This window comes from Umezawaea tangerina, assembly GCF_003002815.1.
Classification (GTDB): Bacteria; Actinomycetota; Actinomycetes; order Mycobacteriales; family Pseudonocardiaceae; genus Umezawaea; species Umezawaea tangerina.
On sequence record NZ_PVTF01000001.1, the window covers coordinates 82,173 to 104,436 of the forward strand.

The window sequence follows — 22,264 nt, forward strand, 5'->3', positions numbered from 1 at the left end:
CCTTTTGTTAACCAACAGCTTCGTCCCCGACGAGCACCGCTCCGGCGGGCAGCTCACGGGCGTCGGGCTGCTCGGCGCCGATGGACAGCAGACCCGCCGCGATCAAGCACAGCACGGTGGCGGCGACGAACGGGGCGTGGTCCGAGCCGAACCACTCGGCAACGTGGCCGACCAGCGTCGCGGCCGCGGCACCGCCGAGCCAGCGCAGGAAGTTGTAGCCCGCGCTCGCGACCGGGCGCGGCGCCGGGCTGATGCTCATGGCGGTACCGGTGAACAGGGTGTTGAGCAGGCCGGACACCACACCGCTGAGGATCACGCCGACGACCAGCACGGCCTTGTTGTCCACGCTCATCACCAGCATCAGGGCGGCGAAGCCGAGCACCGCGAACACCGTCGCGTGCCGCTCGCCGAACCGCGCGGCCAGCCGGGGTGCCAGCACGACACCGGCGACGGCGACGCACAGGCCCCAGCCGAAGAAGATCAGGCCGATCTGGACGGCGCCCCAGCGCAGCACGAACGGCGACCAGGCCAGCACCGTGAAGAACGCGGCGGTGTACAGCGCGGCACCGGCGGACGTGCGGAACAGGCCGCCGTGCCCGAGCGCGCGCAACGGGTCGAGCAGGCCCACCCTCGCGCGCTTTTCGGTCGAGTCCGACGGCAGCATCGTCGCGCACAGGACCAGCGCGACGGCCATCAGCGCGGCCGTGCCGAAGAACGGTCCGCGCCACGAGATGCTGCCCAGCAGGGCACCGAGCAGCGGGCCGACCGACAGGCCGATGCCGAGCGCCGCCTCGTACAGCAGGATCGCGCCCTTCTGGCCACCGGACGCGGCGCCGACGATCACCGACAGCGCGGTCGCGATGAAGAAGGCGTTGCCCAGGCCCCACACCGCGCGCAGCCCGACCAGCTGGCCGATCGTGCCCGCCATCGCGCAGGCCAGCGTCGCCACCACGATCAGCACGAGGCCGGTCAGGACGGTGCGCTTGGCGCCGAACCGCGCGGCCATCGCGCCGGTGAACAGCATCGCGAGGACCTGGACGCCCAGGTAGGAGGAGAACAGGAGGGTGACCTGCGAAGGCGTCGCGTTCAGGCCTTCGGCGATGGACAGCAGGATCGGGTCGACGAGGCCGATGCCCATGAACGCGATCACCGCGGCGAACGCGGTGATCCACACCGGGCGGGGCTGACCCTTGATCGCATCGAGGAGTTTCGGGTGTTCGCTCACAGTTAGCTATGCTAACGTATTTTGCTTCGCCATCCTAAGTACTTTGTCTCACAGGTACGGTCATGCCCGTGGATGCGGTGGTTTTCGACCTGGACGGCGTGCTCGTGGACTCCGAGCGCATGTGGGACGAGGTGCGGCAGGCCTTCGCCGCCGCGCACGGCGGGCGGTGGCTGCCCGACTCGACACGGGCCATGCAGGGCATGAGCACCCCCGAGTGGGCCTCCTACCTGGTCACCGAGGTCGGCGTCGAGCTCACTCCCGAGGAGACGGCCGCGGGCGTGGTCCAGGAGATGGCCTCCCGCTACGCCGAGCACGCCCCCGTCATCGACGGCGCCGTCGAGGCGGTCCGCGCCGTCGCCGCCCGCTACCCCGTCGCCATCGCCAGCTCGTCGCCGCCGGTGCTCATCAAGGCGTTCCTCGTCGCCACCGACCTCACCGCACTGGTTCCCGTCGCCCTGTCCAGCGAACAGACCGGCGCCGGCAAACCCGCCCCCGACGTCTACCTCGCCGCGGCCCGCGCCCTCGGCGTCGACCCCACCGCCTGCGCCGCCGTCGAGGACTCCACCAACGGCCTCCGCGCCGCCCTCGCCGCGGGCATGACCGTCTACGCCGTCCCCAACCCGCACTTCCCCCCGGACCCCGCCGTGCTGACCGACGTCACCGTCGTCAACTCGATCGCGGAGCTACCGGCCGCACTGGGCTGACGAAGCTCAACGCGGCCAACCCGACCGCGAAGCACACCATGGCCACCACACCCTTCGGCCAGTAGATGTGGCTGTCCAGGAACAGGTACGCCCCGAACAGCAGCACCACCCCACCCGGCACCGCCTTCCACCCCACCTGCCACGCGATCCCGCCGAACAGCAACGCGGCCGCCACCAGGAAGCACCACGCCCCCGGCGTCCCCAGCGCGTTGCCCACGTCGAACAACGGGTCGATCACCGCCGTCCGCCCGTTCTGCGCGATCGCCATCGCCCCACCCCCGACACCCGCGATCGTGTCCAACGCCCCGTAGAGCACCGCGTACCCGAACGCCGCCGCCCGCCCCACCCACTTGACCACGACCGGACTGCCCTCGAGCAACACCCACACCGCCACCGCCACCAACGGGAACACGAACGCCAACCCCACATGCATGTCCCGCCAGTGGTGGGCCGTCGACGCATCCAGGTACTGCGGATGAGTCACCCCAACCGCGGCGAGAACCAGACCGGGCAACGCGACCAGAACGGTGCGAATGTGCATCGCGCCAAGCTAACCGCCCCCACCCCAGAACACCCCCGCGGTCACAGACCTGTAAGGACTATGGCGGGCAGGCAGGGGAAGGGGAAAGGGAAGCAACCTGCGCCAGACCGGGCCCAACACACCGCCCAACGACGCTGGAAGCAGGACACAAGCCGCCCAACGACGCTGGAAGCGAGCATGCTCGTCCGCTCGTGCGGTCGGCTTGACTTGGGGTTTTTGGGCTTAGACTTGCGGCGGCGGGCAGGCTCTACCACCTGCCCTTTTTCGCCCGACGAAGCCCAAAAAAGGGGCCCCAAGTCAAGCCGACCGCACCCGGAGTCCGTGGTGGCGACACCCCGTAGTCCGCTGTAGCGACACCCCCGGACACGGCCGCAGCGACCCCCGCCGATTGACCACCACAGACGCCCCCACCAGCCACAAGCACCCCGAAGACACACCACCCCAAGGGTCCCCCGCCCGTGAGAACCCCCCGACGCACACCCTACGACCGGGGTACGACAATTCCCGCCGACAACCCTTCCCACCAGCCGAAACCACCCCCTAACCTCCCCTCATGACCGATCGAGTAGCCGTCGTCACCGGCGCCGCCCAGGGCATGGGTCGCCAGATCGCCGAGGTCCTCCGCGCCGAGGGCTACAGCGTGGTCGGGTTCGACCTCCAGGACACCGAGGGCGGGATCACCGGCAACGTGGCCTCCGCGGCCGACGTCACCCGCCTCACCGACCACGTCCGCCAGGAGCACGGTCGGGTCGACGTCCTGGTCAACAACGCGGGCATCGCGGGGATCACGCCGTTCGAGGACACGTCGCTGGAGCTGTGGCAGCGGATCATCGAGGTGAACCTCACGGGTCCGTTCCTGCTCAGCCAGTCGTTCGGCCGCATGATGCTCGACCAGCGGGCCGGTTCGATCGTCAACATCGCCTCGGTCGCGGGCCTGTCCGGTGTGGCCGACCGCGCCGCCTACAACACCAGCAAGCACGGCCTCATCGGCATGACGCGCACCCTCGCCGTCGAGTGGGGCGGTCGAGGGGTGCGGGTCAACGCGGTGTGCCCCGGCTGGGTCAAGACGGAGATGGACGTGGAGTCGCAGGCGGGTGGGTTCTACGTCGACGACGACATCACCGAGCACGTGCCGATGGGCAGGTTCGCGGTACCGGACGACATCGCGCAGGCCGTCTCGTTCCTGGCCGACCCCGCGCGCAGCGGTTACGTCAACGGCGTCGCGCTGCCCGTCGACGGCGGGTGGACCGCCGACGGGTCCTGGCGATCGCTGCGGTTGTCCAAGCGCTAGACGGTCTGCCAGCGCGTGCAGGTCTCGTACGCGTGCGAGCCCGTCAGCACGAACCCGGTGGCGCACGCGCGGACCGCGGTGGCGTCGGCGCTGATGACACCCGCGTCGGTCACGGCGCTGAGCTCACCGTTGCCGGTGACCGCCTTCCGCGCGATCGTGAGCGGTTCGGGCCACATCTCGCGGCGCTGCTGCACCACGACCTCCAGCTGGTCCGGCGCGTCCTTCGCGGCCGGGACGAACCGGCCGTAGCCCGCGAACTCCTTGCCGCTGTAGGGCAGCAGGTCGACGCACAGCTCGGTCTTGTCCGAGACCGGCGGTTCGAGGCAGGTGGACGGCGGCGCGGCGGCCGCGGCCACGGGCGTGCAGAGACCGGTCAACAACACGGCTACCAACAACGGCTTCATCATGTGAAATACCCCCTGTTCCGCAGGGTATCGGCCCGCGGAACAGGGGGTATCCGCCAAACGGGGAGGCTTAGCGGTCGGCTTCGCCGCGGATGAAGCCCTCCACGGCGAGGTGCGCCTCGGAGTCGGAGTACTGCACGGGCGGGGACTTCATGAAGTACGAGGAGGCGGACAGGATCGGGCCGCCGATGCCGCGGTCGAGGGCGATCTTCGCGGCGCGGACGGCGTCGATGATGATGCCCGCGGAGTTGGGGGAGTCCCACACCTCGAGCTTGTACTCCAGGCTCAGCGGCACGTCGCCGAAGGCGCGACCCTCCAGCCGCACGAACGCCCACTTGCGGTCGTCGAGCCACGCCACGTAGTCCGACGGGCCGATGTGGACGTTGCGCTTGCCGAGGTCGCGGTCGATCTGGGAGGTGACGGCCTGGGTCTTGGAGACCTTCTTGGACTCCAGGCGCTCCAGTTCCTTCATGTTGAGGAAGTCCATGTTGCCGCCCACGTTCAGCTGCATGGTGCGGTCGAGCTGGACACCGCGGTCCTCGAACAGCTTGGCCAGCACGCGGTGCGTGATGGTGGCGCCGACCTGCGACTTGATGTCGTCGCCGACGATCGGGACGCCCGCGGCGCGGAACTTCTCCGCCCACACCGGGTCGGAGGCGATGAACACGGGCAGGGCGTTGACGAACGCGACCTTCGCGTCGATCGCGGCCTGGGCGTAGAAGCGGTCCGCTTCCTCGGACCCCACCGGCAGGTAGGCGACGAGCACGTCGGCCTTGGTGTCGCGCAGCACCTGCACGACGTCGACCGGCGCCTCCTCGGACTCCTCGATGGTCTCCCGGTAGAACTTCCCGAGCCCGTCGTAGGTGTGCCCGCGCTGGACCGGCACGCCGAGCGGCGGCACGTCGGCGATCTTGATCGTGTTGTTCTCGCTGGCGCCGATCGCCTCGGACAGGTCGTAGCCGACCTTCTTGGCGTCGACGTCGAACGCGGCGACGAACTCGATGTCGCTGACGTGGTAGTCGCCGAACTGGACGTGCATCAGACCGGGCACTCGGACGTTCGGGTCGGCGTCCCGGTAGTACTGGACGCCCTGCACCAGCGAAGCCGCGCAGTTGCCCACCCCGACGATGGCCACTCGAACAGTGCGGCGGTTTGCGCTCATGCCGAAGTCCTCCTTCTGTGTTCCTGCGGTGGTTGTGCCGTGAGATCGGCGGTCATTCCTCGGACTTCCGCTGCTCGGCCTGCTCGTGGGCGATCAGCTCGTTGAGCCACCGCACCTCGCGCTCGGTCGTGTCCAGCCCCATGCGGTGCAGCTCACGGGTGTAGCGGTCGATCCGGTCGCTCGCGCTCCCCAACGTGGTGCGCAAGCCCTCCCGGCGTTCCTCGACCCGACGGCGCCTGCCCTCCAGGATGCGCATCCTGACCTCGGCGGGCGTGCGGGAGAAGAACGCCATGTGGACGCCGAACGAGTCGTCGTCCCACGTCTGCGGTCCCGCGTCGACCAGGAGCTCGGCGAACCGCTCCTTGCCCTCCGCGGTGATCTTGTAGACCTTGCGCGCCCGGCGGCCCCAGGCTCTCAGGTCGTCCTCGGGCGCCTCCTCCGCGATGAGGTGGGCGCGCTGGAGCTTGCCGAGCGTCGGGTAGAGCGTCCCGTAGGAGAACGCCCGGAAGGCCCCCAGCAGCTCGTGCAGCCGCTTGCGCAGCTCGTAGCCGTGCATGGGTGCCTCGTGCAGCAGGCCGAGGATGGCGAATTCCAGCACGAGTCACCTCCCTACCCAGGCTCCGATGTACGCGGTCAGTATATCGGTCCGATACATCTGCGCCTCCTGTTGAGTGTGTGCTGTGGCACACCGTGATATCGGATTCACCGACGCTGCCCTGAACGGACCACCGAAGGCGGGCGGTCGCCACGTACTCTTGTCGCGTGGTGACCCAACGACAGGTCGTGGACTACGCGTTGCAGCGCCGTGCGCTGCTCGCCGACGTGCACTCGGGTCGTGTGGGTACCATGGAAGTCTGCGATGCGAGTCCATACCTACTCCGAGCTGCGAAGTTCCACGGCCAGCCGAGCGACGTGACGTGCCCGGTGTGCCGCAAGGAACCGCTGACTCTGGTGTCCTGGGTGTACGGCGAAGAGCTCAAGCACGCGGCCGGTTCGGCTCGAACCGCCGACGAGCTCGCGCGGATGTCGAACCTCTACGAGGAATTCACCGTGTACGTCGTGGAAGTCTGCCGCACATGTAGTTGGAACCACCTGGTGCAGTCGTACGTCCTGGGAACACGTGGCTTGAAGACCCAGAAGCCACGTCGGAGGACCGCGGCGGAGTGAAACCGGCTCCACCCGCGTTCCGCCGCACCCCGAGAACAGGCGACGTACGACCGCACCGAACCGCGCACACCCGTGCGCCGGTCTGGGAGGCCTTTTCGTGAACGACCAGCATGACGACAGGCAGCGTGGCGGGGAACCGCAGTGGCCGACGGGCGACGACCCGGACGCCGGCGGGGCCACACGGCGCCACGGTGCCCCGGATCAGCCGGAGGATCGAGGCGGCGCCCGGAACCCGTCCCAGGACGTGAACCGGCCCCCACGACCGGGCACACCGCCCGGTGGTTTTCCACGCCCTCCGCAGGGTGCGGTACCTCCACGTCCGGGCACGCCGCCCGGCGGCTTCGCGCGCCCGCAGGGCGGACCGCCCGGTCCACCTCCCGGCGCGGCGAACCAGGGGCCACCGCCCCGCCAGCCCGGTGGCCAAGGTGCCCCCGGCGGTCGTCCGGGCGGTCCGCCTCCCGGCCCGGTCGGCCCCGGCCAGCGCCCACCGGTACCACCCGGCGGCGTGCGCAGGCCACCGATCCCGCCCGGCGGCAAACCGCCTCAGGGCGTTCGTCCCCCCATGCCCCCCGGCGGCCCGCGCCCCGGTGGTCCTGGTGGTCCCGGCGCGCCCGGTGGACCGGCTGGTCCGCCCGCCCGCAACAAGGCCGACGAGCTGACCGACCTGCTCCAGCCGGTGCAGCCGCCGATGAAGCGCGAACCCGACCTGCTCACGCACCGGGAGCCCGACGAACCGTCGATGTACCTCGAAGAGGACGCCTACGACGAGTACGACGGCGAGGAGCTGAGCGAGGAGGAGGAGCGCCGCTTGCGCAAGAAGAAGATCTGGCGGCGCGTCCGCCGCATCTCCTACATCGCCGCGGGCCTGATGATCCTGACCCCGGTGGTCGCCTTCGCGATCGCCTACCAGGTCGTCGAGGTGCCCGACCCGGCCGTGGTCGCGGCGGGCCAGGACAAGGCCGTCACGATCCTGTACTCCGACGGCTCCGAGATGGCGAAGATCGCGCCGCAGGGGTCGAACCGCGAGCTGCTCAAGGTCGACGACCCGGCGCTGACCGAGGACGTGAAGCACGCGATCTTCGCGGCCGAGGACGCGACCTTCGAGACCAACCCCGGCTTCGACTTCAAGGCCATCGGGCGAGCGGTCTGGATCCAGATCAGCGGTGGTGAGAGCGGTGGTTCCGGTCTGACGCAGCAGTACGTCAAGAAGGCCACCGAGAACGAGGACCCGACGCTGTCGAGGAAGTTCACCGAGGTCGTCAAGGCCTACAAGATGAGCAACCAGAAGAGCAAGTCGGAGATCCTCGCCGCGTACCTGAACACGATCTACCAGGGGCGGTCGGCGTTCGGCATCAAGGCCGCCGCGCAGATGTACTACAAGAAGGACGTGAAGGACCTCAGCGCGTCCGAGGCCGCCCTGATCGCGGGCATGATCCAGAACCCCAGCCGGTCCGAGGAGGAGAAGTACCCCGTCTCCCGGTGGAAGTTCGTGATGGGTCAGATGCTCGACAAGGGGTGGATCACCAAGGAGTACTACGACACCCAGACCTACCCCGCGCCGGTGCCGCTGGCCGACGTGCAGCAGAACGCGCTGGAGGGCGTCCGCGCCCACATCCAGGCCCAGGTCGAGGCCGAGATGGAGAGCCCGGAGATCGGGCTGACCAAGGAGAAGGCGCTCAAGCAGGGCGTCGTCGTCCACACCAGCATCGACCCGAAGATGCAGACCGCCGCCGAGGAGGCCGTCCAGGAGGTCATGAACGGCCAGCCGGACGTCCTGCGGTACTCGTTGACCGCCATCGAGCCCAGCACCGGCGCCGTGCGCGCCTACTGGGCGGGCAACGACGGCATCGGCATCGACTACAACAAGGGCACGCTCCAGGAGCCCGGCTCGTCGTTCAAGCCGTTCGACCTGGTCGCCGCGCTCAAGATCGGGGAAGGTGTCGGCGAGGTCTACGACGGCAGCTCCCCGCGCCCGTTCCCCGGTCGTGAGAACAACCCGGTGAAGAACGCGCAGGGCGTCGCGTGCAACGTCCCGAAGCAGTGCAGCGTCCGCGAGGCGATGGTCAAGTCGGTGAACACCGTGTTCTACGACATGGCCGTCAACAAGGTGGGCACCGGCGCCGTGGCCAAGGCCGCCTACCAGGCGGGCATCCCCGAGGACGTCGTCGTCGGCGGCGAGGACCACAAGCTGCTCAAGGGCGAGGACGGCGGTGACTCCCCCGACGGCAACATCTCCATCGGTGGTGGTCAGACGCTCGTGCGGCCGTTCGACATGACGTCGGCGTACGCGACCTTCGCGGCCAGGGGCACCTACCACGAGCCGTTCTTCATCACGAAGATCGAGAGCCCGGACGGGACCCTGCTGCACCAGCACGCCGACAAGTCCCGCTCCGCGTTCGACGACGACCCGTCCAAGAGCGAGCAGATCGCGGACAACGTCACCGACGTGCTCAAGGACATCCCGAAGGCCAGCACCCGGACGATCTGCGCCGGCGGCCGCGAGTGCGCGGGCAAGACCGGCACGCACGAGCTCGACGGCGTGGACAACTCGAAGGCGTGGATGGTGGGCTACACCCCGTCCCTCGCCGCGGGTGTCTACATGGGCACCGAGGCAGGCAACGTCGCACTGCGCAACGCCGACGACGCCCCGATCTTCGGTTCCGGCCTGCCGGGCCAGATCTGGAAGGCCTTCATGGACAAGGCCCTGGACGGCTCTCCGAAGGAGACCTTCCCCAAGGCCAAGATGATCGGGGTCGCGGTCCCGCCGCCGCCGAGCACGTCCAAGCCCTCTCCGCCGCCCGCGCCGACCTCGGAGCGGACGCAGGAGTCCAAGCCGGACGACAAGTCGAACACGCCCCCGCCGCCCACGGGCACGAGCACGCCCACCAAGGGCAACCCCGGCAACCCCGGTAATCCGGGCAACTGCCTCCCGCTCCAGCCGAACTGCCCGAGCAACCCCACCAACACGTCCTCCAACAACAACGGACCGGGCAACGGTGGCGGCGGCGGAGCGGGCGCGGGTACCGAGGCACGAGATCCGAACGACCCCTGAACGACCTGAGAACGGACGAAGGGCCCGGCGCACCAGCGCCGGGCCCTTCCCGCGTCCGGGGAGGGTCGACTAGTCGGGACTTGACCCCGGTGAGATCGGGTTGCCCGTAGCATCCGGCGGGTGTCCAGCCCATCGGATGTACAGCACACCAACGCAGACGACACGGACTCGCTCGGCCCGGACGAGCGGGTCATCCCGACGTGGACGGAACCGCTGGCGAAACAGGCCAGCCGTCCGTTCGGCGGACCGGTCGGTCGGCACGCGTCGATCGGGCGGCACTGGTTCTGGACGCCGCTCCGGGTGGTGCTGCTGCTGGCGGTCGTGACGCTGTCGCTGGCGTGGCTGCAGAAGTCGCCGTGCGTGCAGCAGTACGTGGACGACAAGGGGCAGGTGCAGCTGGACTGGCGGGGCTCCCGGCAGTTCGTGGCGCTCTGCTACTCCGACGTCGTGCCGCTCTACACGGCCGAGCGGATGGACCAGCCGGGGACGTTCCCGTACCGGACGTCGTGGATCGACGACGAGGGCAAGCCGACCGCGCACATCCGGTACATGGAGTACCCGGTGCTGACCGGCGTGTTCCAGTGGGTGAACGCGCGGATGGCGCAGGGGTGGATCTCGCTGGCGCAGTCCGGGTGGCTGCCCGCCCCGATGACGGTGATCGTCTACTTCAACATGACCGCCCTGTGGCTGGCGCTGGCGTGGCTGGCGACGGCGTGGGCAGTGGCGCGGCTGGCCAGGCGGAGGGTGTGGGACGCGGCCATCGTGGCGCTGTCACCGCTGGTCGTCGTGCACGCGTTCACGAACTTCGACACGATCGCGACGGCGTTCGCGACGACCGGGATGCTGGCGTGGGCGCGCAAGAAGCCCGTGCTGGCCGGGGTGCTGCTGGGGCTGGGCGGTGCGGCGAAGCTGTACCCGCTGTTCCTGCTGGGCCCGCTGCTGCTGTTGTGCTGGCGCTCCGACCGGGTGCGCGACGGGCTGACCACGGTCGCGTCCGCGCTCGCCACCTGGGCGGTGGTGAACCTGCCGATCGCGCTGCTGTACCGGCCGGGGTGGCAGGAGTTCTTCCGGCTCAACACCGAGCGCGGGGCTGACCCGGACTCGCTGTATAACGTCGTGGCGCAGTGGACCGGCTGGCAGGGCTTCGACCCCGGCCTGGTGCAGGGTCAGGTGCCGGACGGGCTGAACACGGTGAGCGCGGCGCTGTTCGTGCTGTGCTGCGCCGGGGTCGGCTACGTCGCGCTGTCCGCGCCGACGAGACCGCGGCTGGCGCAGCTGGCGTTCCTGGTGGTGGCCGCGTTCCTGCTGACGAACAAGGTGTGGAGCCCGCAGTACTCGCTGTGGCTGGTCCCGCTGGCGGTGCTGGCGCTGCCGCGCTGGAAGCTGCTGCTGGCGTGGATGGCGCTCGACGCGCTGGTGTGGGTGCCGCGGATGTTCTTCTACCTCGGCACCGACCACAAGGGACTGCCGATCGACTGGTTCCTCGGCGCCGTGCTGCTGCGCGACGCGGCGGTGGTCCTGCTCTGCGTCCTGGTGGTCCGCGAGGTCTACCGGCCCGCGCTGGACCTGGTCCGCAAGTCCGGTGAGGACGACCCGTGCGGCGGTGTGCTGGACGGCGCGCCGGACCGCCGGGTGCTGCGGTTCCCGTGGCAGCGACCGGTGCACGAGCCCGCGCACCAGCTCCAGAGCTGACCGAGACCCGGTCGGCGGCAGCGCGCCGCCGACCGGGTGCTGGTCAGATCGGTCGACCCGCTTCGAGCACCGGGTGCTGCTCGACGACCGGCGGCTCCTCATCACCTTCGGTCACCGTGTCGCGGGCTCTCAGGAACACGTAGAACAGCGCCACGAGCAGCGCGGCCCGACCCCAGACGCCGATCACCACGGCCTGCGCGGAGAAGCCGTCGTAGATGCCGGCGGGCTGGCCGAACTCGATCGCGTAGTACCAGCGGAAGATGCCGATGCCCATCGCGAGGTCGGCCGCGAAGTAGGCGAACGCCCAGCCGAGCGGGATGCGCAGCAGCACGAACATCGGCACCAGCCACAGCGTGTACTGCGGCGAGTGGACCTTGTGCAGCAGCAGGAACCCGCACAGCATCGCGGCGGACACCGGGATCCACGGGTAGGTGCCCTCGTGCTTGAAGCGGCGCCAGCCGATCCAGCACGCCAGCACGAACGACAGCGCCATGCACACCGGCGACAGCACGCTGACCAGCGACTGCATGGTGTCGTCGGCCATGAACGGCCGCATGCCCCAGTACCAGATGGAGTTCGTGGTGATGTCGACCTTGCGCTGCCCCTGGAACTCGAACGACGCCTTCCAGCCCTCGTAGCCGAAGATCGCGAACGGCAGGTTCGCCAGCACCACGGTGATGATCGGCGCCAGCGCCACGCGCGCCATGCCCGACCAGTCGTACCGCTTGCCCGCGGGCAGCTCGCGGCCGCCGGGACCGCCGGTCAGGACGTAGAGCATCAGCGGCAGCACGAACAGCGCCGGGTAGATCTTGAACGCGAACCCGATGCCGAGCAGCACCGACGAGACGACGGCCCGGCGCACCAGCGGCCGGTCCGCACCCGCCTTGCCCCAACCTCGGTGCACCACGTAGACGGCGGCGACCGCGCACAGCACGACCGGCAGGTCCCAGTTGTGGAACGCGTAGAGCACCAGCGGCGGCCCGATGGCCCACAGCAGCGCCCGCCACCGCGACAGCTTGCCCAGCAGCCACGCCGTCGCCAGGCCGAACGGGGCCATCAGCAGCGCGGAGAACAGCAGGAAGCCCGCGTCGGTGTCGGTGAAGATCGCGCCCGCCCAGATCAGCAGGCCGGTGAGCACCGGATACTCGACGCTGCCGCCGATCAGCGTGCCCTTGGCGTTGATGTTGCCGTGGACGTAGGGGAAGACGTGCCGGTCGACGTCGCGGCCGATCCACAGGTGCTGGATGTCGGAGTAGCAGACGTCCCGCTTGTTCCGCTCCTCGTAGTCGGGCTGGCTGCGGCCCCACTGGTCGAAGGACGGACCGGTGCAGCGGTCCTTGTTCACGAACCCGATGAGCAGGGTGAGGCCGCAGAGCAGCACCAGCACCGCCATCGCGGTCCGCGCGAAGTGGTTGGACCGAGGCCCGTCGACGTGCTCGGGCACAACGGCCACCACTTCCTGAGCCATGCTCACGGGCCGACGTGCTCGCGCAGGAACGCGATGTCGGCGGCTTGACCCTCGTCCGGTGTCTCCACCACGACGGGGGCACCGGCGGCCGCCACGACGGCGACCAGCTGTTCGGCGGGGATGGTGCCGGACGCGATGTTCGCGTGCCGGTCGCGCGCCGAGTCGAACTCGTCACGGGAGCTGTTCAGGTGCACCAGGTCGATGCGGCCGGTGATCGCCTTGACCCGGTCGACGATGTCGACCAGGTCCTCGCCCGCCGCGTAGGCGTGGCAGGTGTCCAGGCAGAACCCGGCGCCGAAGTCGCCGACCTCGTCCCAGAGGCGTTTGAGCGAGTCGAAGCGGCGGGCCATGGCGTAGTCGCCGCCCGCGGTGTTCTCGATCAGGATCGGCACGGCGAAGCCGCCCGACTCCTGCTGCCGCTCGAACAGCTTTCGCCAGTTCGCGAAGCCGTCCGCCGGGTCCTCGCCCTTGGTGACGTGGCCACCGTGCACGACCAGGCCCTCGGCGCCGACGGCCTTGGCGGCCTCGGCGTGCTGGGTCACGGTCTTGCGGGACGGGATGCGGATGCGGTTGTTGAGGGAGGCGACGTTGAGGACGTACGGCGAGTGGACGAACACGGTGATGTCCGAGGCGAGCAGCTCGGCGGTCCGCGGGTGCGGTTTGGGGGCTTTCCAGCCCTGAGGGTCGGCCAGGAAGAACTGGACGACTTCCGCGCCACGGTCCGCCGCGGCGCCGAGCGGGTCGTCGTCGCGGACATGAGCCCCGATGCGCATGACCATGCAGGGTAGTCGGCTTCGGTGGGGCCCTGCCGCCCCACCGTCGATATGCGGCTGGGTGGATGAAAGTCAACCGAAGACGTGACTGCGTCACCACCAGGACCTACGCTCGTTACTTGAAAGTAGGAAACGAAGTGCGGCAGGTCAGGAGGCACGGCATGCGGACCCGGCTCACCCGGTTGTTCGGGGCGGTCGTCGTGGCGCTCGCGGTCGGCGTGATCGGCGCCGCCGCAGGTCAGGGCACCGCCGCCGCTGCCGAACCGGTGGTCGTGGGCAGCTGCGCCGCGTCCGTCGAGGGCACCCCCGGCACCCCCGTCTCGCTGAGCCCCGGTGCCGTGGTCGACCCCGTGGTCAACGTGGTCCGCGCCGTCCCGCTGCTCGGCCCGCCCATCGCGGACCAGCTCCGACCCGTGTTCACCTCGCTGCCGCCGATCCCGATCGGCGCCATCCCGGACGGCAAGGGCTTCATCACCGGCGGCCAGATCGCCAACCAGGTGGTCGCCCAGCTGAACAACATCCCGCTGCTCGGACCGGTCATCAGCACGGTCAGCGGGTCGGTCCAGCAGACCCTGTCCGGCCTGTGCGGCGTGACCGTGAACGGCGTCAACGCCGTCGCCGCGCCCGTCCAGGACGGGACCAGCGCCATCGCGGACGCCTCGCAGAAGGCCGTCGAGCAGATCCCCGGCCTCGGCCAGCCCCAGACCCCTCCGCCCGGCGGGCAGCCCTCCACGGGCCAGCCGGGCACCGGCACGACCCCCGGCACCGGCACGGGCACCGTCCCCGGCCAGCCGGGCCCCGGCAGCATCTTCAGCCCCGTCGGCGGGGTCGGCGCGGGCGACCTGCAGCTCTACGGCCCGACCGGGCTCGGCGCGAACTTCGGCCGCGTCCCGCTGTTCGGCTACGGCTCGCTGCCGTTCGCGACTCCCGGCCTGTTCTCGCCCTCGCCCGGCGTCCGCTACGGCGGCCAGGTCCCCGGCTACACCCCCGGCTACGGGCTGCCCACGACGGACCCCGGCGCCGTGCAGACCGCGGGCCGGGCGCAGGCGCTGCCGGGCACCGGGAAGATGGGCGGCGTCGCGGCCCCCGTGCTGCTCGCCGTGCTCGCGCTGTCCTGCGTGACCGGTGCGCTGGTGCGCACGTGGGTCCTCCGCCGTTCGGCGGCTTGACCCTCCCCGCACCCCGCTGACCGGGGACGGTGCGTGAGCACTGTGCGCGCGCTGTTACCCTGGACAGGTTGCTGACGCGACGACCCTCCTGCCACGGATAGTCCGTGGCCGCGAGTCCACAGGAGGTGAGTGGTCCTCATGCGTCATTACGAAGTGATGGTCATCCTTGACCCCAGTCTCGACGAGCGCACTGTCGCACCGTCGCTCGACACCTTTCTCAACGTGATCCGCACGACTGGCGGAAACGTGGAGAAGGTCGAGGTGTGGGGCAAGCGCCGGTTGAGCTTCGAGATCAACAAGAGCAGCGAGGGCATCTACGCGGTGCTCGACCTGACCTCGACTCCCGACGCGGTGAAGGAACTGGACCGCCAGCTGGGCCTGCAGGAGACCGTGCTGCGGACCAAGGTCATGCGGCGCCACCCCCCGAAGGCCACGAAGGCTTCGGCGAAGGCGGCCAAGAACGCCGCCAAGGCCAAGGTCTGAGGCAGGGGCTCCCGACATGGCTGGCGAGACGACGATCACGGTGGTCGGAAACCTGACCGCCGATCCCGAACTCCGCTTCACCCAGTCCGGCGCCGCGGTGGCGAGCTTCACCGTGGCGTCCACTCCCCGCACGTTCGACAAGGCGTCGGGCGAGTGGAAGGACGGCGAAGCGCTGTTCCTGCGGTGCAACGTGTGGCGGCAGGTCGCGGAGAACGTGGCCGAGTCGCTCACGCGTGGTTCGCGTGTGCTCGTGACCGGGCGGCTGCGCCAGCGTTCCTTCGAGACGAAGGAAGGCGAGAAGCGCACCGTCATGGAGCTGGAGGTCGACGAGATCGGCCCCTCGCTGCGCTACGCGACCGCGAAGGTCAACAAGGTCAGCCGTGGCGGCGGTGAGGGCGGCGGCTTCGGCGGCGGTTCCTCGGCACCCCGCGGTGGTGGCGCTCCCGCTGACGACCCCTGGGGCTCCGCCCCGGCGGCGAGCAACAGCGGCGGCGGCTTCGCCGACGAGCCCCCCTTCTAGACCGCGCACCGGTCACCCAGACAACCCACACCGCGTTTACCAGGAGCTAACACATGGCCAAGCCGCCTGTGCGCAAGCCCAAGAAGAAGGTCTGCGCCTTCTGCAAGGACAAGAGCGCCACTCAGATCGACTACAAAGACACCACCATGCTGCGGAAGTTCATCTCCGACCGCGGCAAGATCCGCGCGCGCCGCGTGACGGGCAACTGCTCGCAGCACCAGCGCGACGTCGCCATCGCCGTGAAGAACTCGCGTGAGATGGCACTGCTCCCCTACACCTCCACCGCCCGCTGACACAGAGAGAGACGGAGCCCAGAACATGAAGCTCATCCTCACTGCTGACGTGAGCGGCCTCGGTGGCCCCGGCGACATCGTCGAGGTCAAGGACGGTTACGGACGCAACTACCTGCTGCCCCGCGGTCTGGCCATCGTGGCCACCAAGGGTGCGGCCAAGCAGGTCGAGGTCATCCGCCGTGCCCAGGAGACGCGCCGCGTGCGCGACCTGGACCACGCCAAGGAGATCAAGACCGCGCTCGAGGGCCTCGGCGCGGTCGCGCTCAAGGCCAAGTCCGCCAAGGGCTCCGGCAAGCTGTTCGGCTCGGTCACCACGTCCGACGTGGTGTCCGCGGTCCGTTCCGCCGGTGGTCCGACGCTGGACAAGCGCGCCATCGAGCTTGCCGGTCACATCAAGACGACCGGCAAGCACGCGGTGACCGTCCGGCTGCACCCGGAGGTCACGGTCTCGCTCTCGGTGGACGTGTCCTCCGCCAGCTGAGCACCGCAGACAGCTGCACCGACAGCGCCGTTCGCCCGGTTCGCCGGGCGGGCGGCGCTGTCGCTCGTTTGCCGTAGTGCGCGGGTAATCGGCCACCTGTGGACAGCCGGTGTGACAGGTGCCCTGCGACACGCCGAACAGGCGGTTACACGCGACACGCCGCGCCCAAGACCAACAACTTTTTCCACAAGTTGTGCACAGCCCCTGAGCTGGCGTTATTTCTGTCACACACCAAGTTGTCCACAAGTTGTCCCCACCTTCTCGGCCATCTGTGGCTTGTTGGCGCGGATCATCCACAACCTGTCCACCGACTTGTCCACAGGCAGGTTTGCTTGCTCCAGTCGGGTGGCTCTAGCGTCCGGTCATAACCCCGGTGCTCGCTGTGCGTCGCGAGCACGCCCGCGGAATTGTCGGTGGGTCGGGGTAGAACACTTCGAACAGCTCGATGCGTGGAGGTGAGGGCGCGGTGGCGCTGGTGGACGACCGAGGAATGGCCGAACCCAGCTTCGAACGGCAGCCCCCCCAGGACCTGGCCGCGGAGCAGTCGGTACTGGGCGGCATGCTGCTGAGCAAGGACGCCATCGCCGACGTGATCGAGGCGCTCGCGCCGACGGACTTCTACCGGCCCGCGCACCAGGCCGTGTACGACTGCATCCTCGACCTGTACGGGCGCGGCGAGCCCGCCGACCCGATCACGGTGTCGGCCGAGCTGGAGCGCCGCGGCGAGCTGCTGCGCGTCGGCGGCGCCCCGTACCTGCACACGTTGATCGCGACCGTGCCGACGGCGGCCAACGCCGGGTACTACGCGGAGATCGTGGCCGAGAAGGCCGTCCTGCGCAGGCTCGTCGAGGCGGGCACGCGCATCGTGCAGCTCGGCTACAACGGCGCCGAGGGCGCGGACGTGGACGAGGTCGTCGACCGGGCGCAGGCCGCCATCTACGAGGTCACCGACCGGCGCACGAGCGAGGACTACGTGGCGCTGGAGGACCTGCTCCAGCCGACCATGGACGAGATCGACGCCATCGCCTCGCGCGGCGGCAACTCGCGCGGCATCCCGACCGGGTTCGCCGACCTCGACGAGCTGACCAACGGCCTGCACCCCGGCCAGATGATCATCGTCGCGGCGCGGCCCGGTGTCGGCAAGGCGCTGGCGCTGGACACCCCGCTGCCCACGCCGACCGGGTGGACGACCATGGGTGCCGTCGAGGTCGGCCACCACCTGATGGGCGCGGACGGCAGGCCGACCAGGGTCGTCGCGGCCACCGAGGTGATGGTGGACCGGCCGTGCTTCGACGTGGAGTTCAGCGACGGCACCGTCATCACGGCCGACGCGCAGCACCAGTGGCTGACCGAGTCGTGCAGCGCCACCGGCGGGTTCTGGGCGATCCGCACCACCGAGCAGATCCACCGCAGCAGCGCGCGGCACTCCGTGCGGCTGGCGTGCGGCTGGAACCTGCCGACCGCGGCACTGCCCCTGCCGCCCCGCACGCTCGGCGCGTTCCTCGTGGGCGTCGGCGAACTGGGGTTCGTCGAGGGCGAGCTGACCGACGACGAGATCCACACCGCCAAGGAGCTCGGCCTCGCCGACGACCCGCACATCCCCGCCGAGTACCTGCGGGCCAGCCGCTCCCAGCGGCAGGAGCTGCTCGACGCGCTCCTGGTCGGCGGCGAGCTCGGCACCAGGTTCGTCCGGCTGGCGCGCGACATCGCGGAGCTGCTCCGCACGTTCGGCGGCGACCGCGTCGACATCGTCGCCGTGCGGCCCGTCGAGAGCGTTCCGGTGCGGTGCGTCGAGGTCGACAACCACGACCACATGTACCTCGCCGGGCAGACGACGATCCCGACGCACAACTCCACGCTGGGCCTCGACTTCGCCAGGTCCGCCTCGATCAAGCACGGCATGACCAGCGCCATCTTCTCGCTGGAGATGAGCCGCACCGAGATCGTCATGCGCATGCTCTCCGCCGAGGCCAAGATCCGCCTCGGCGACATGCGCGGCGGCAAGATGAGCGACGACGACTGGACCAGGCTGGCCCGCCGGATGAGCGAGATCAGCGAAGCACCCATCTTCGTCGACGACTCGCCCAACCTGACCATGATGGAGATCCGCGCCAAGGCCAGGCGCCTCAAGCAGCGCCACGACCTCAAGCTCGTGGTCGTCGACTACCTCCAGCTGATGTCGTCGGGCAAGCGCACCGAGTCCCGCCAGCAGGAGGTCTCGGAGTTCTCCCGAAACCTCAAGCTGATCGCCAAGGAGCTCGAGGTACCGGTGATCGCGATCAGCCAGCTGAACCGCGGCCCGGAACAGCGCACCGACAAGAAGCCGATGCTGTCCGACCTGCGCGAGTCCGGGTCGCTGGAGCAGGACGCGGACATGGTGATCATGATCAACCGGCCGGATGCTTGGGAGCGGGACGATCCTCGGGCTGGGGAGGCGGACTTGATCATCGCCAAGCATCGTGCGGGGCCCACGGCGACGATCGTGGTGGCGCATCAGCTGCACTACAGCCGGTTCACGGATCTGGCGCATAGTTAGGTCGGGCGTGTAGTTAGTTCAGGCGCGTAGTTAGCTGGCGGGTTCGAAACGGGTGTCGCTATCCGCGGACTCCGGGGGTGTCGCTACAGCTGTCTCCGGGTGCGGTCGGCTTGACTTGGGGCCCCTTTTTGGGCTTCGTCGGGCGAAAAAGGGCAGGTGGTAGAGCCTGCCCGCCGCCGCAAGTCTAAGCCCAAAAACCCCAAGTCAAGCCGACCGCACGGCGGACGAGCACCGCTCGCTTCCAGCGTCGCTGGGTGGGCGGCTTGTTGCTTCCAGCTGGGTTGGGCCGTTTGTCTTTCGTTCCAGCGTCGTTGGGCCGTTTGTCTTTCGTTTCAGTGTCGTTGGTTGGCTCAGTTATGTTTGCTGCTTGGGGTTGTTTCCGGTGCTTTGAGGACGGTGTCCTTGAGCTTGTTGAAGGGTTTGAGGACGACGGTCCAGCCGAGTTGTTCGTAGGCGGGTTGCTGCCACTGCTGTGCGGGTTCCAGTACGAGGTAGTCGGCGTGGTAGCGGTGGGCGATGGCGGTGAGCTGGAGTGCGGTGAGGGAGTTGTAGAGGCCGGGGTCTTGTTTGATGCATTGTTTGATGCCGCCGAGAGCGGTGAGTCTGGCCTCGTAGTCGACGGTGGCGTCGCCGCCGTAGGCGCCGTTCTTGCAGTCGACGACCACGCCGCGGGCGGTGGCGAGTCTTAGGTCGATGGCTAGTGGGGGGATCAGCATGGTGCTGTCGGGTGGGACGACGGACTGGACGGCTTTGCCCCAGGTGCGGAGGTCGTCGTTCGGGATGAACGTGAGGTCGAGGGGGCGCCAGACGAAGGAGTGGGCGACGATCACGGACATGGTGAGGCCGGCGAGGATGCCCGTGGTGACGATGGTGCGGGGGAGCTTGGCGAAGCCTGCCAGGACCACGGCGGCCAGGGAGAGGTAGAGCCAGTTGCCGCCGTTGGTGCGGTCGAACGGGTAGGCGAACTCGGTCATCTTGGTGCCGAGCACGAAGTAGGCGAGTGCGGGGACCAGCGCGACGAGCAGCCAGCGGACCCAGGTGGCTCGGCGGGCGAAGACGGGGGTGAGGGCGCCCCAGACGGCCATCGGCATGAGGACGACGTCGAGCCGGTAGATGTTGAGGCCCTGCGCAAGGGTGCCCCAGGTCGGGACGTTGAAGCGGTCGAGGAGCACGCCCGCGGTGAGGCCGATGGCGGGCAGCGCGACCAGCACCAGCCACAGGGAGCGGCGACCGGGGCGGAAGTGGGCGATGCTCAGCAGGGCCAGGCCGACCAGGGCGAACCCGCCCCACATCATCTGCGGCGACCAGCTCGTGGCCTCGCAGTGGTACGGGATGAGGTCGCGGCAGACCTTGGCGAACTCCTCGGTGTCACCCGCGACGGGCCGCGCCACGAGGTTGGCGGCGACGATGCCGAACGTCACGACGGCCGTGCCGAGCAGGGGCCAGTGGATCCGACGGTCGCGTGCGGCGTGCACCAGGACGACGGCGAGCAGCAGCACGCCGACGACGGCGCCCTGCTGGACGTGCACCAACGCGGTCGCGATCGCGGCGATAGCGGCGACGACGTGGTGCTCGGTGACGAGCGCGGCGACGGCCAGGTAGATGAGGAACCCGGCGAGCACGCCGGGGAGTGCGATGGCGAGCATCGGGGAGCCGGTGCCGAGCAGCCACCACGGGGTGACCGCGCCGATCGCCGAGACGGCGATGGTCGCCAGCCAGGTGTGCCGCGGCGCCCAGGCCCGTGCGAGCAGAGCGGTGGCGAAGCCGAACACGAGCAGGCCGAGCACCCAGTAGCCGAAGTAGACGGCCTCCAGGGTGCCCGTGGCCGTACCCGCCCAGGTGACGACGTCGAACAGCCAGTGCGGCTGGGGCGCGTTCGCGATGACCCAGTCGTCGCCGAACAGGTCGGGGTTCGCCCAGTGCATGCCGAGCGCGGACAGGACCAGGTGGTCACCGGTGCCCGCGGTGTAGCCGTAGCGCATGTGCAGCAGGAGGCCGACGATCGCGGCGCTGAGCAGCGTCTGCGCGGCGGCAGCCGCCCGGCGTCTCGATCTTCCGGGCGGGTCGGGATCGTCGCGTTCGGGACGCTCGATCACCGGGGCCGGCGCGGCCTTCAGCGCAGTGGACAACGTTCCCCCAGAGTTTGGCGCCGAGGTGGAAGCACCCGTCGGCTACACCCTGAAGACGCTTGGGTGACCGGATTCGTTGCAGGATCTCCGACACGTTACGAAATCCGACGGAACTCCGCGCGCCAGGGCGGAGCGACCAACATCATCCGGGGTACATTTCGATCATCCTCGGTCGGCATCGGATCTCGTCTGTGTGGGTGTGTCGCTGGTGAGTGCGGGTTACGCGGTCGTCGACACCGAGACGACCGGCTTCGCGGCGCGGGGTGGTGACCGGATCGCGGAGGTCGCGGTGGTGCACCTCGACGAGGACGGTGTGGTCACCGACGAGTGGTGCACGCTGGTCAACCCGGTCCGCGACCTCGGGCCGCAGCACGTCCACCGGATCAGCGCGGCCGAGGTGTGGCACGCGCCGACGTTCGCCGAGGTCGCCGGAGCGCTGGCCGCGCGGCTGGCCAACCGGGTGCTGGTGGCGCACAACCTCGCCTTCGACGCCCGCTTCCTGACCGCCGAGTTCGGCAGGCTCGGCGTCGAGTGGCCGACCCCCGGCCTGTGCACGATGCGGCTGGCCGCCGACTACCTGCCCGGACGCGCCGGTCGGTCGCTGCGCGCGTGCTGCGACGCGGCGGGGGTGTCGCTGCTCGACGCCCACTCCGCGCTGCACGACGCGCACGCCGCCGCGGGCCTGTTCGCCGACTACCTGCGCAAGGCCGGGCGGCCCGAGCCGTGGCGCGGCCTGCTCGACGACGCCGAGCGCGCGCCGTGGCCGGTGTTCGCCTCCGACCAGGCGCAGCTCGTGCGGCGCGGCGAGGTCGTGGCGCAGCGGACCACCGGTACCGAGCTCGTCACGCTGGTGCGCGGCGACACCGTCGTGTTCACCGGCCAGATGCTCGACCCGCGCGACGTGTGGGTCGACCGCGCCTCGGCCGCCGGACTGCGCGTCGTCCAGGGCTACGTCACGAAGGCCACCCGCGTCCTCGTCGCGGCCGATCCGTTCACCTTGTCCAGCAAGGCGCGCCGTGCTCGCGCATATGAGGTGCCGATCGTGTCCGAAGAGGACTTCGGGTCCATGCTCGCCCGGTTGGCCTAGCAGGTCACGGCGTTACAGCCAGGGCGAAAGATCACCGAACTGGGTGTCATTGGGCCTATTGAAAACGTCGCTACCTGCGGGGAAGCT

Annotated in this window: 20 protein-coding genes; 12 read left to right on the forward strand and 8 right to left on the reverse strand. The window is 69.6% G+C overall.

Translation table 11 applies throughout. The annotated features are described in order from the left end of the window. Positions 1 to 7 precede the first annotated feature (7 nt). Positions 8 to 1,225 (reverse strand): MFS transporter, encoded by a 1,218-nt coding sequence (locus CLV43_RS00365; RefSeq protein ID WP_245886042.1) that lies wholly within the window; start codon positions 1,223 to 1,225, stop codon positions 8 to 10. 68 nt (positions 1,226 to 1,293) lie between these two features. Between CLV43_RS00365 and CLV43_RS00370 the strand changes: the two genes are divergently transcribed. After that, positions 1,294 to 1,929 carry an HAD family hydrolase gene (locus CLV43_RS00370; RefSeq protein ID WP_106185874.1) on the forward strand — a complete coding sequence of 212 codons (636 nt, stop codon included), beginning with the start codon at positions 1,294 to 1,296 and terminating at the stop codon, positions 1,927 to 1,929. Here the strand turns inward: CLV43_RS00370 and CLV43_RS00375 are convergent. Further along, positions 1,892 to 2,470 (reverse strand): hypothetical protein, encoded by a 579-nt coding sequence (locus tag CLV43_RS00375; protein ID WP_146174594.1) that lies wholly within the window; start codon positions 2,468 to 2,470, stop codon positions 1,892 to 1,894. The genes CLV43_RS00370 and CLV43_RS00375 overlap by 38 nt on opposite strands. Positions 2,471 to 3,023: 553 nt before the next feature. On the opposite strand from CLV43_RS00375, the gene CLV43_RS00380 reads away from it, so the two are divergent. After that, positions 3,024 to 3,761, forward strand: coding sequence for an SDR family NAD(P)-dependent oxidoreductase (locus CLV43_RS00380; RefSeq protein ID WP_106184943.1), 738 nt, complete (start codon positions 3,024 to 3,026; stop codon positions 3,759 to 3,761). Here the strand turns inward: CLV43_RS00380 and CLV43_RS00385 are convergent. From CLV43_RS00385 to CLV43_RS00395, 3 genes are all read right to left on the reverse strand, one after another. Further along, positions 3,758 to 4,168, reverse strand: coding sequence for a hypothetical protein (locus CLV43_RS00385; protein WP_146174595.1), 411 nt, complete (start codon positions 4,166 to 4,168; stop codon positions 3,758 to 3,760). The genes CLV43_RS00380 and CLV43_RS00385 overlap by 4 nt on opposite strands. 67 nt (positions 4,169 to 4,235) lie before the next feature. After that, positions 4,236 to 5,327: an inositol-3-phosphate synthase gene (locus tag CLV43_RS00390; RefSeq protein ID WP_106184945.1), complete on the reverse strand. Its 1,092-nt coding sequence runs from the start codon at positions 5,325 to 5,327 to the stop codon at positions 4,236 to 4,238. Positions 5,328 to 5,379: 52 nt separating this feature from the next. Then, a complete protein-coding gene (locus tag CLV43_RS00395) occupies positions 5,380 to 5,925 on the reverse strand; it encodes a PadR family transcriptional regulator (protein ID WP_106184946.1) in 546 nt (181 codons plus the stop codon). A 164-nt stretch (positions 5,926 to 6,089) separates the two neighbouring features. On the opposite strand from CLV43_RS00395, the gene CLV43_RS00400 reads away from it, so the two are divergent. The 3 genes from CLV43_RS00400 (at position 6,090) to CLV43_RS00410 (ending at position 11,238) form a co-directional block, all read left to right on the forward strand. After that, complete coding sequence (locus CLV43_RS00400; RefSeq protein ID WP_170155652.1) at positions 6,090 to 6,494, forward strand: DUF5318 domain-containing protein; 405 nt, start codon at positions 6,090 to 6,092, stop codon at positions 6,492 to 6,494. Positions 6,495 to 7,056: 562 nt separating this feature from the next. Beyond that, positions 7,057 to 9,546, forward strand: coding sequence for a transglycosylase domain-containing protein (locus tag CLV43_RS00405; protein WP_106184948.1), 2,490 nt, complete (start codon positions 7,057 to 7,059; stop codon positions 9,544 to 9,546). A 120-nt stretch (positions 9,547 to 9,666) separates the two neighbouring features. Then, the gene (locus CLV43_RS00410) at positions 9,667 to 11,238 is read left to right on the forward strand and encodes a glycosyltransferase family 87 protein (RefSeq protein ID WP_106184949.1); all 1,572 of its coding nucleotides are present in this window, start codon (positions 9,667 to 9,669) and stop codon (positions 11,236 to 11,238) included. 43 nt (positions 11,239 to 11,281) lie between these two features. Here CLV43_RS00410 and CLV43_RS00415 read toward each other — a convergent pair whose 3' ends face one another. Together CLV43_RS00415 and CLV43_RS00420 are read right to left on the reverse strand one after the other, a co-directional pair. After that, positions 11,282 to 12,682, reverse strand: coding sequence for a glycosyltransferase family 87 protein (locus tag CLV43_RS00415; protein WP_342749740.1), 1,401 nt, complete (start codon positions 12,680 to 12,682; stop codon positions 11,282 to 11,284). A gap of 26 nt (positions 12,683 to 12,708) precedes the next feature. Beyond that, complete coding sequence (locus tag CLV43_RS00420) at positions 12,709 to 13,479, reverse strand: deoxyribonuclease IV (RefSeq protein WP_106185876.1); 771 nt, start codon at positions 13,477 to 13,479, stop codon at positions 12,709 to 12,711. A gap of 161 nt (positions 13,480 to 13,640) precedes the next feature. Here CLV43_RS00420 and CLV43_RS00425 point away from each other — a divergent pair, with 161 nt between their 5' ends. From CLV43_RS00425 to dnaB, 6 genes are all read left to right on the forward strand, one after another. Continuing rightward, positions 13,641 to 14,648 carry a hypothetical protein gene (locus CLV43_RS00425; RefSeq protein WP_106184950.1) on the forward strand — a complete coding sequence of 336 codons (1,008 nt, stop codon included), beginning with the start codon at positions 13,641 to 13,643 and terminating at the stop codon, positions 14,646 to 14,648. Between the two features lie 138 nt (positions 14,649 to 14,786). Then, a complete protein-coding gene (rpsF, locus tag CLV43_RS00430; RefSeq protein WP_106185877.1) occupies positions 14,787 to 15,131 on the forward strand; it encodes a 30S ribosomal protein S6 in 345 nt (114 codons plus the stop codon). A 16-nt stretch (positions 15,132 to 15,147) separates the two neighbouring features. Further along, positions 15,148 to 15,651: a single-stranded DNA-binding protein gene (locus tag CLV43_RS00435; protein WP_106184951.1), complete on the forward strand. Its 504-nt coding sequence runs from the start codon at positions 15,148 to 15,150 to the stop codon at positions 15,649 to 15,651. Positions 15,652 to 15,704: 53 nt separating this feature from the next. After that, entirely contained in the window at positions 15,705 to 15,944 is a 240-nt protein-coding gene (rpsR, locus tag CLV43_RS00440; RefSeq protein WP_106184952.1) for a 30S ribosomal protein S18, read from the forward strand. A 25-nt stretch (positions 15,945 to 15,969) separates the two neighbouring features. Continuing rightward, on the forward strand, positions 15,970 to 16,425 hold the full coding sequence (rplI, locus tag CLV43_RS00445; protein WP_106184953.1) for a 50S ribosomal protein L9: 456 nt from the start codon (positions 15,970 to 15,972) through the stop codon (positions 16,423 to 16,425). Between the two features lie 490 nt (positions 16,426 to 16,915). After that, on the forward strand, positions 16,916 to 18,961 hold the full coding sequence (dnaB, locus tag CLV43_RS00450) for a replicative DNA helicase (RefSeq protein ID WP_211304228.1): 2,046 nt from the start codon (positions 16,916 to 16,918) through the stop codon (positions 18,959 to 18,961). Between the two features lie 350 nt (positions 18,962 to 19,311). On the opposite strand, the gene CLV43_RS00455 is transcribed toward dnaB, so the two are convergent. Beyond that, positions 19,312 to 21,090 carry a hypothetical protein gene (locus tag CLV43_RS00455; protein WP_146174596.1) on the reverse strand — a complete coding sequence of 593 codons (1,779 nt, stop codon included), beginning with the start codon at positions 21,088 to 21,090 and terminating at the stop codon, positions 19,312 to 19,314. 208 nt (positions 21,091 to 21,298) lie between these two features. On the opposite strand from CLV43_RS00455, the gene CLV43_RS00460 reads away from it, so the two are divergent. After that, positions 21,299 to 22,177 carry an exonuclease domain-containing protein gene (locus CLV43_RS00460; protein ID WP_106185878.1) on the forward strand — a complete coding sequence of 293 codons (879 nt, stop codon included), beginning with the start codon at positions 21,299 to 21,301 and terminating at the stop codon, positions 22,175 to 22,177. The last annotated feature ends 87 nt before the right edge of the window (positions 22,178 to 22,264 follow it).

What these genes read in the sequence shown, in the direction of transcription:
- rpsR (WP_106184952.1), top strand. Translation starts at nt 15,705, where the DNA reads ATGGCCAAGCCGCCTGTGCGCAAGCCCAAGAAGAAGGTCTGCGCCTTC.
- CLV43_RS00435 (WP_106184951.1), top strand. Translation starts at nt 15,148, where the DNA reads ATGGCTGGCGAGACGACGATCACGGTGGTCGGAAACCTGACCGCCGAT.
- dnaB (WP_211304228.1), top strand. Translation starts at nt 16,916, where the DNA reads ATGGCCGAACCCAGCTTCGAACGGCAGCCCCCCCAGGACCTGGCCGCG.
- rplI (WP_106184953.1), top strand. Translation starts at nt 15,970, where the DNA reads ATGAAGCTCATCCTCACTGCTGACGTGAGCGGCCTCGGTGGCCCCGGC.
- CLV43_RS00385 (WP_146174595.1), bottom strand. Translation starts at nt 4,168, where the DNA reads ATGATGAAGCCGTTGTTGGTAGCCGTGTTGTTGACCGGTCTCTGCACG.
- CLV43_RS00375 (WP_146174594.1), bottom strand. Translation starts at nt 2,470, where the DNA reads ATGCACATTCGCACCGTTCTGGTCGCGTTGCCCGGTCTGGTTCTCGCC.
- CLV43_RS00390 (WP_106184945.1), bottom strand. Translation starts at nt 5,327, where the DNA reads ATGAGCGCAAACCGCCGCACTGTTCGAGTGGCCATCGTCGGGGTGGGC.
- CLV43_RS00380 (WP_106184943.1), top strand. Translation starts at nt 3,024, where the DNA reads ATGACCGATCGAGTAGCCGTCGTCACCGGCGCCGCCCAGGGCATGGGT.
- CLV43_RS00405 (WP_106184948.1), top strand. Translation starts at nt 7,057, where the DNA reads ATGCCCCCCGGCGGCCCGCGCCCCGGTGGTCCTGGTGGTCCCGGCGCG.
- CLV43_RS00425 (WP_106184950.1), top strand. Translation starts at nt 13,641, where the DNA reads ATGCGGACCCGGCTCACCCGGTTGTTCGGGGCGGTCGTCGTGGCGCTC.
- rpsF (WP_106185877.1), top strand. Translation starts at nt 14,787, where the DNA reads ATGCGTCATTACGAAGTGATGGTCATCCTTGACCCCAGTCTCGACGAG.
- CLV43_RS00420 (WP_106185876.1), bottom strand. Translation starts at nt 13,479, where the DNA reads ATGCGCATCGGGGCTCATGTCCGCGACGACGACCCGCTCGGCGCCGCG.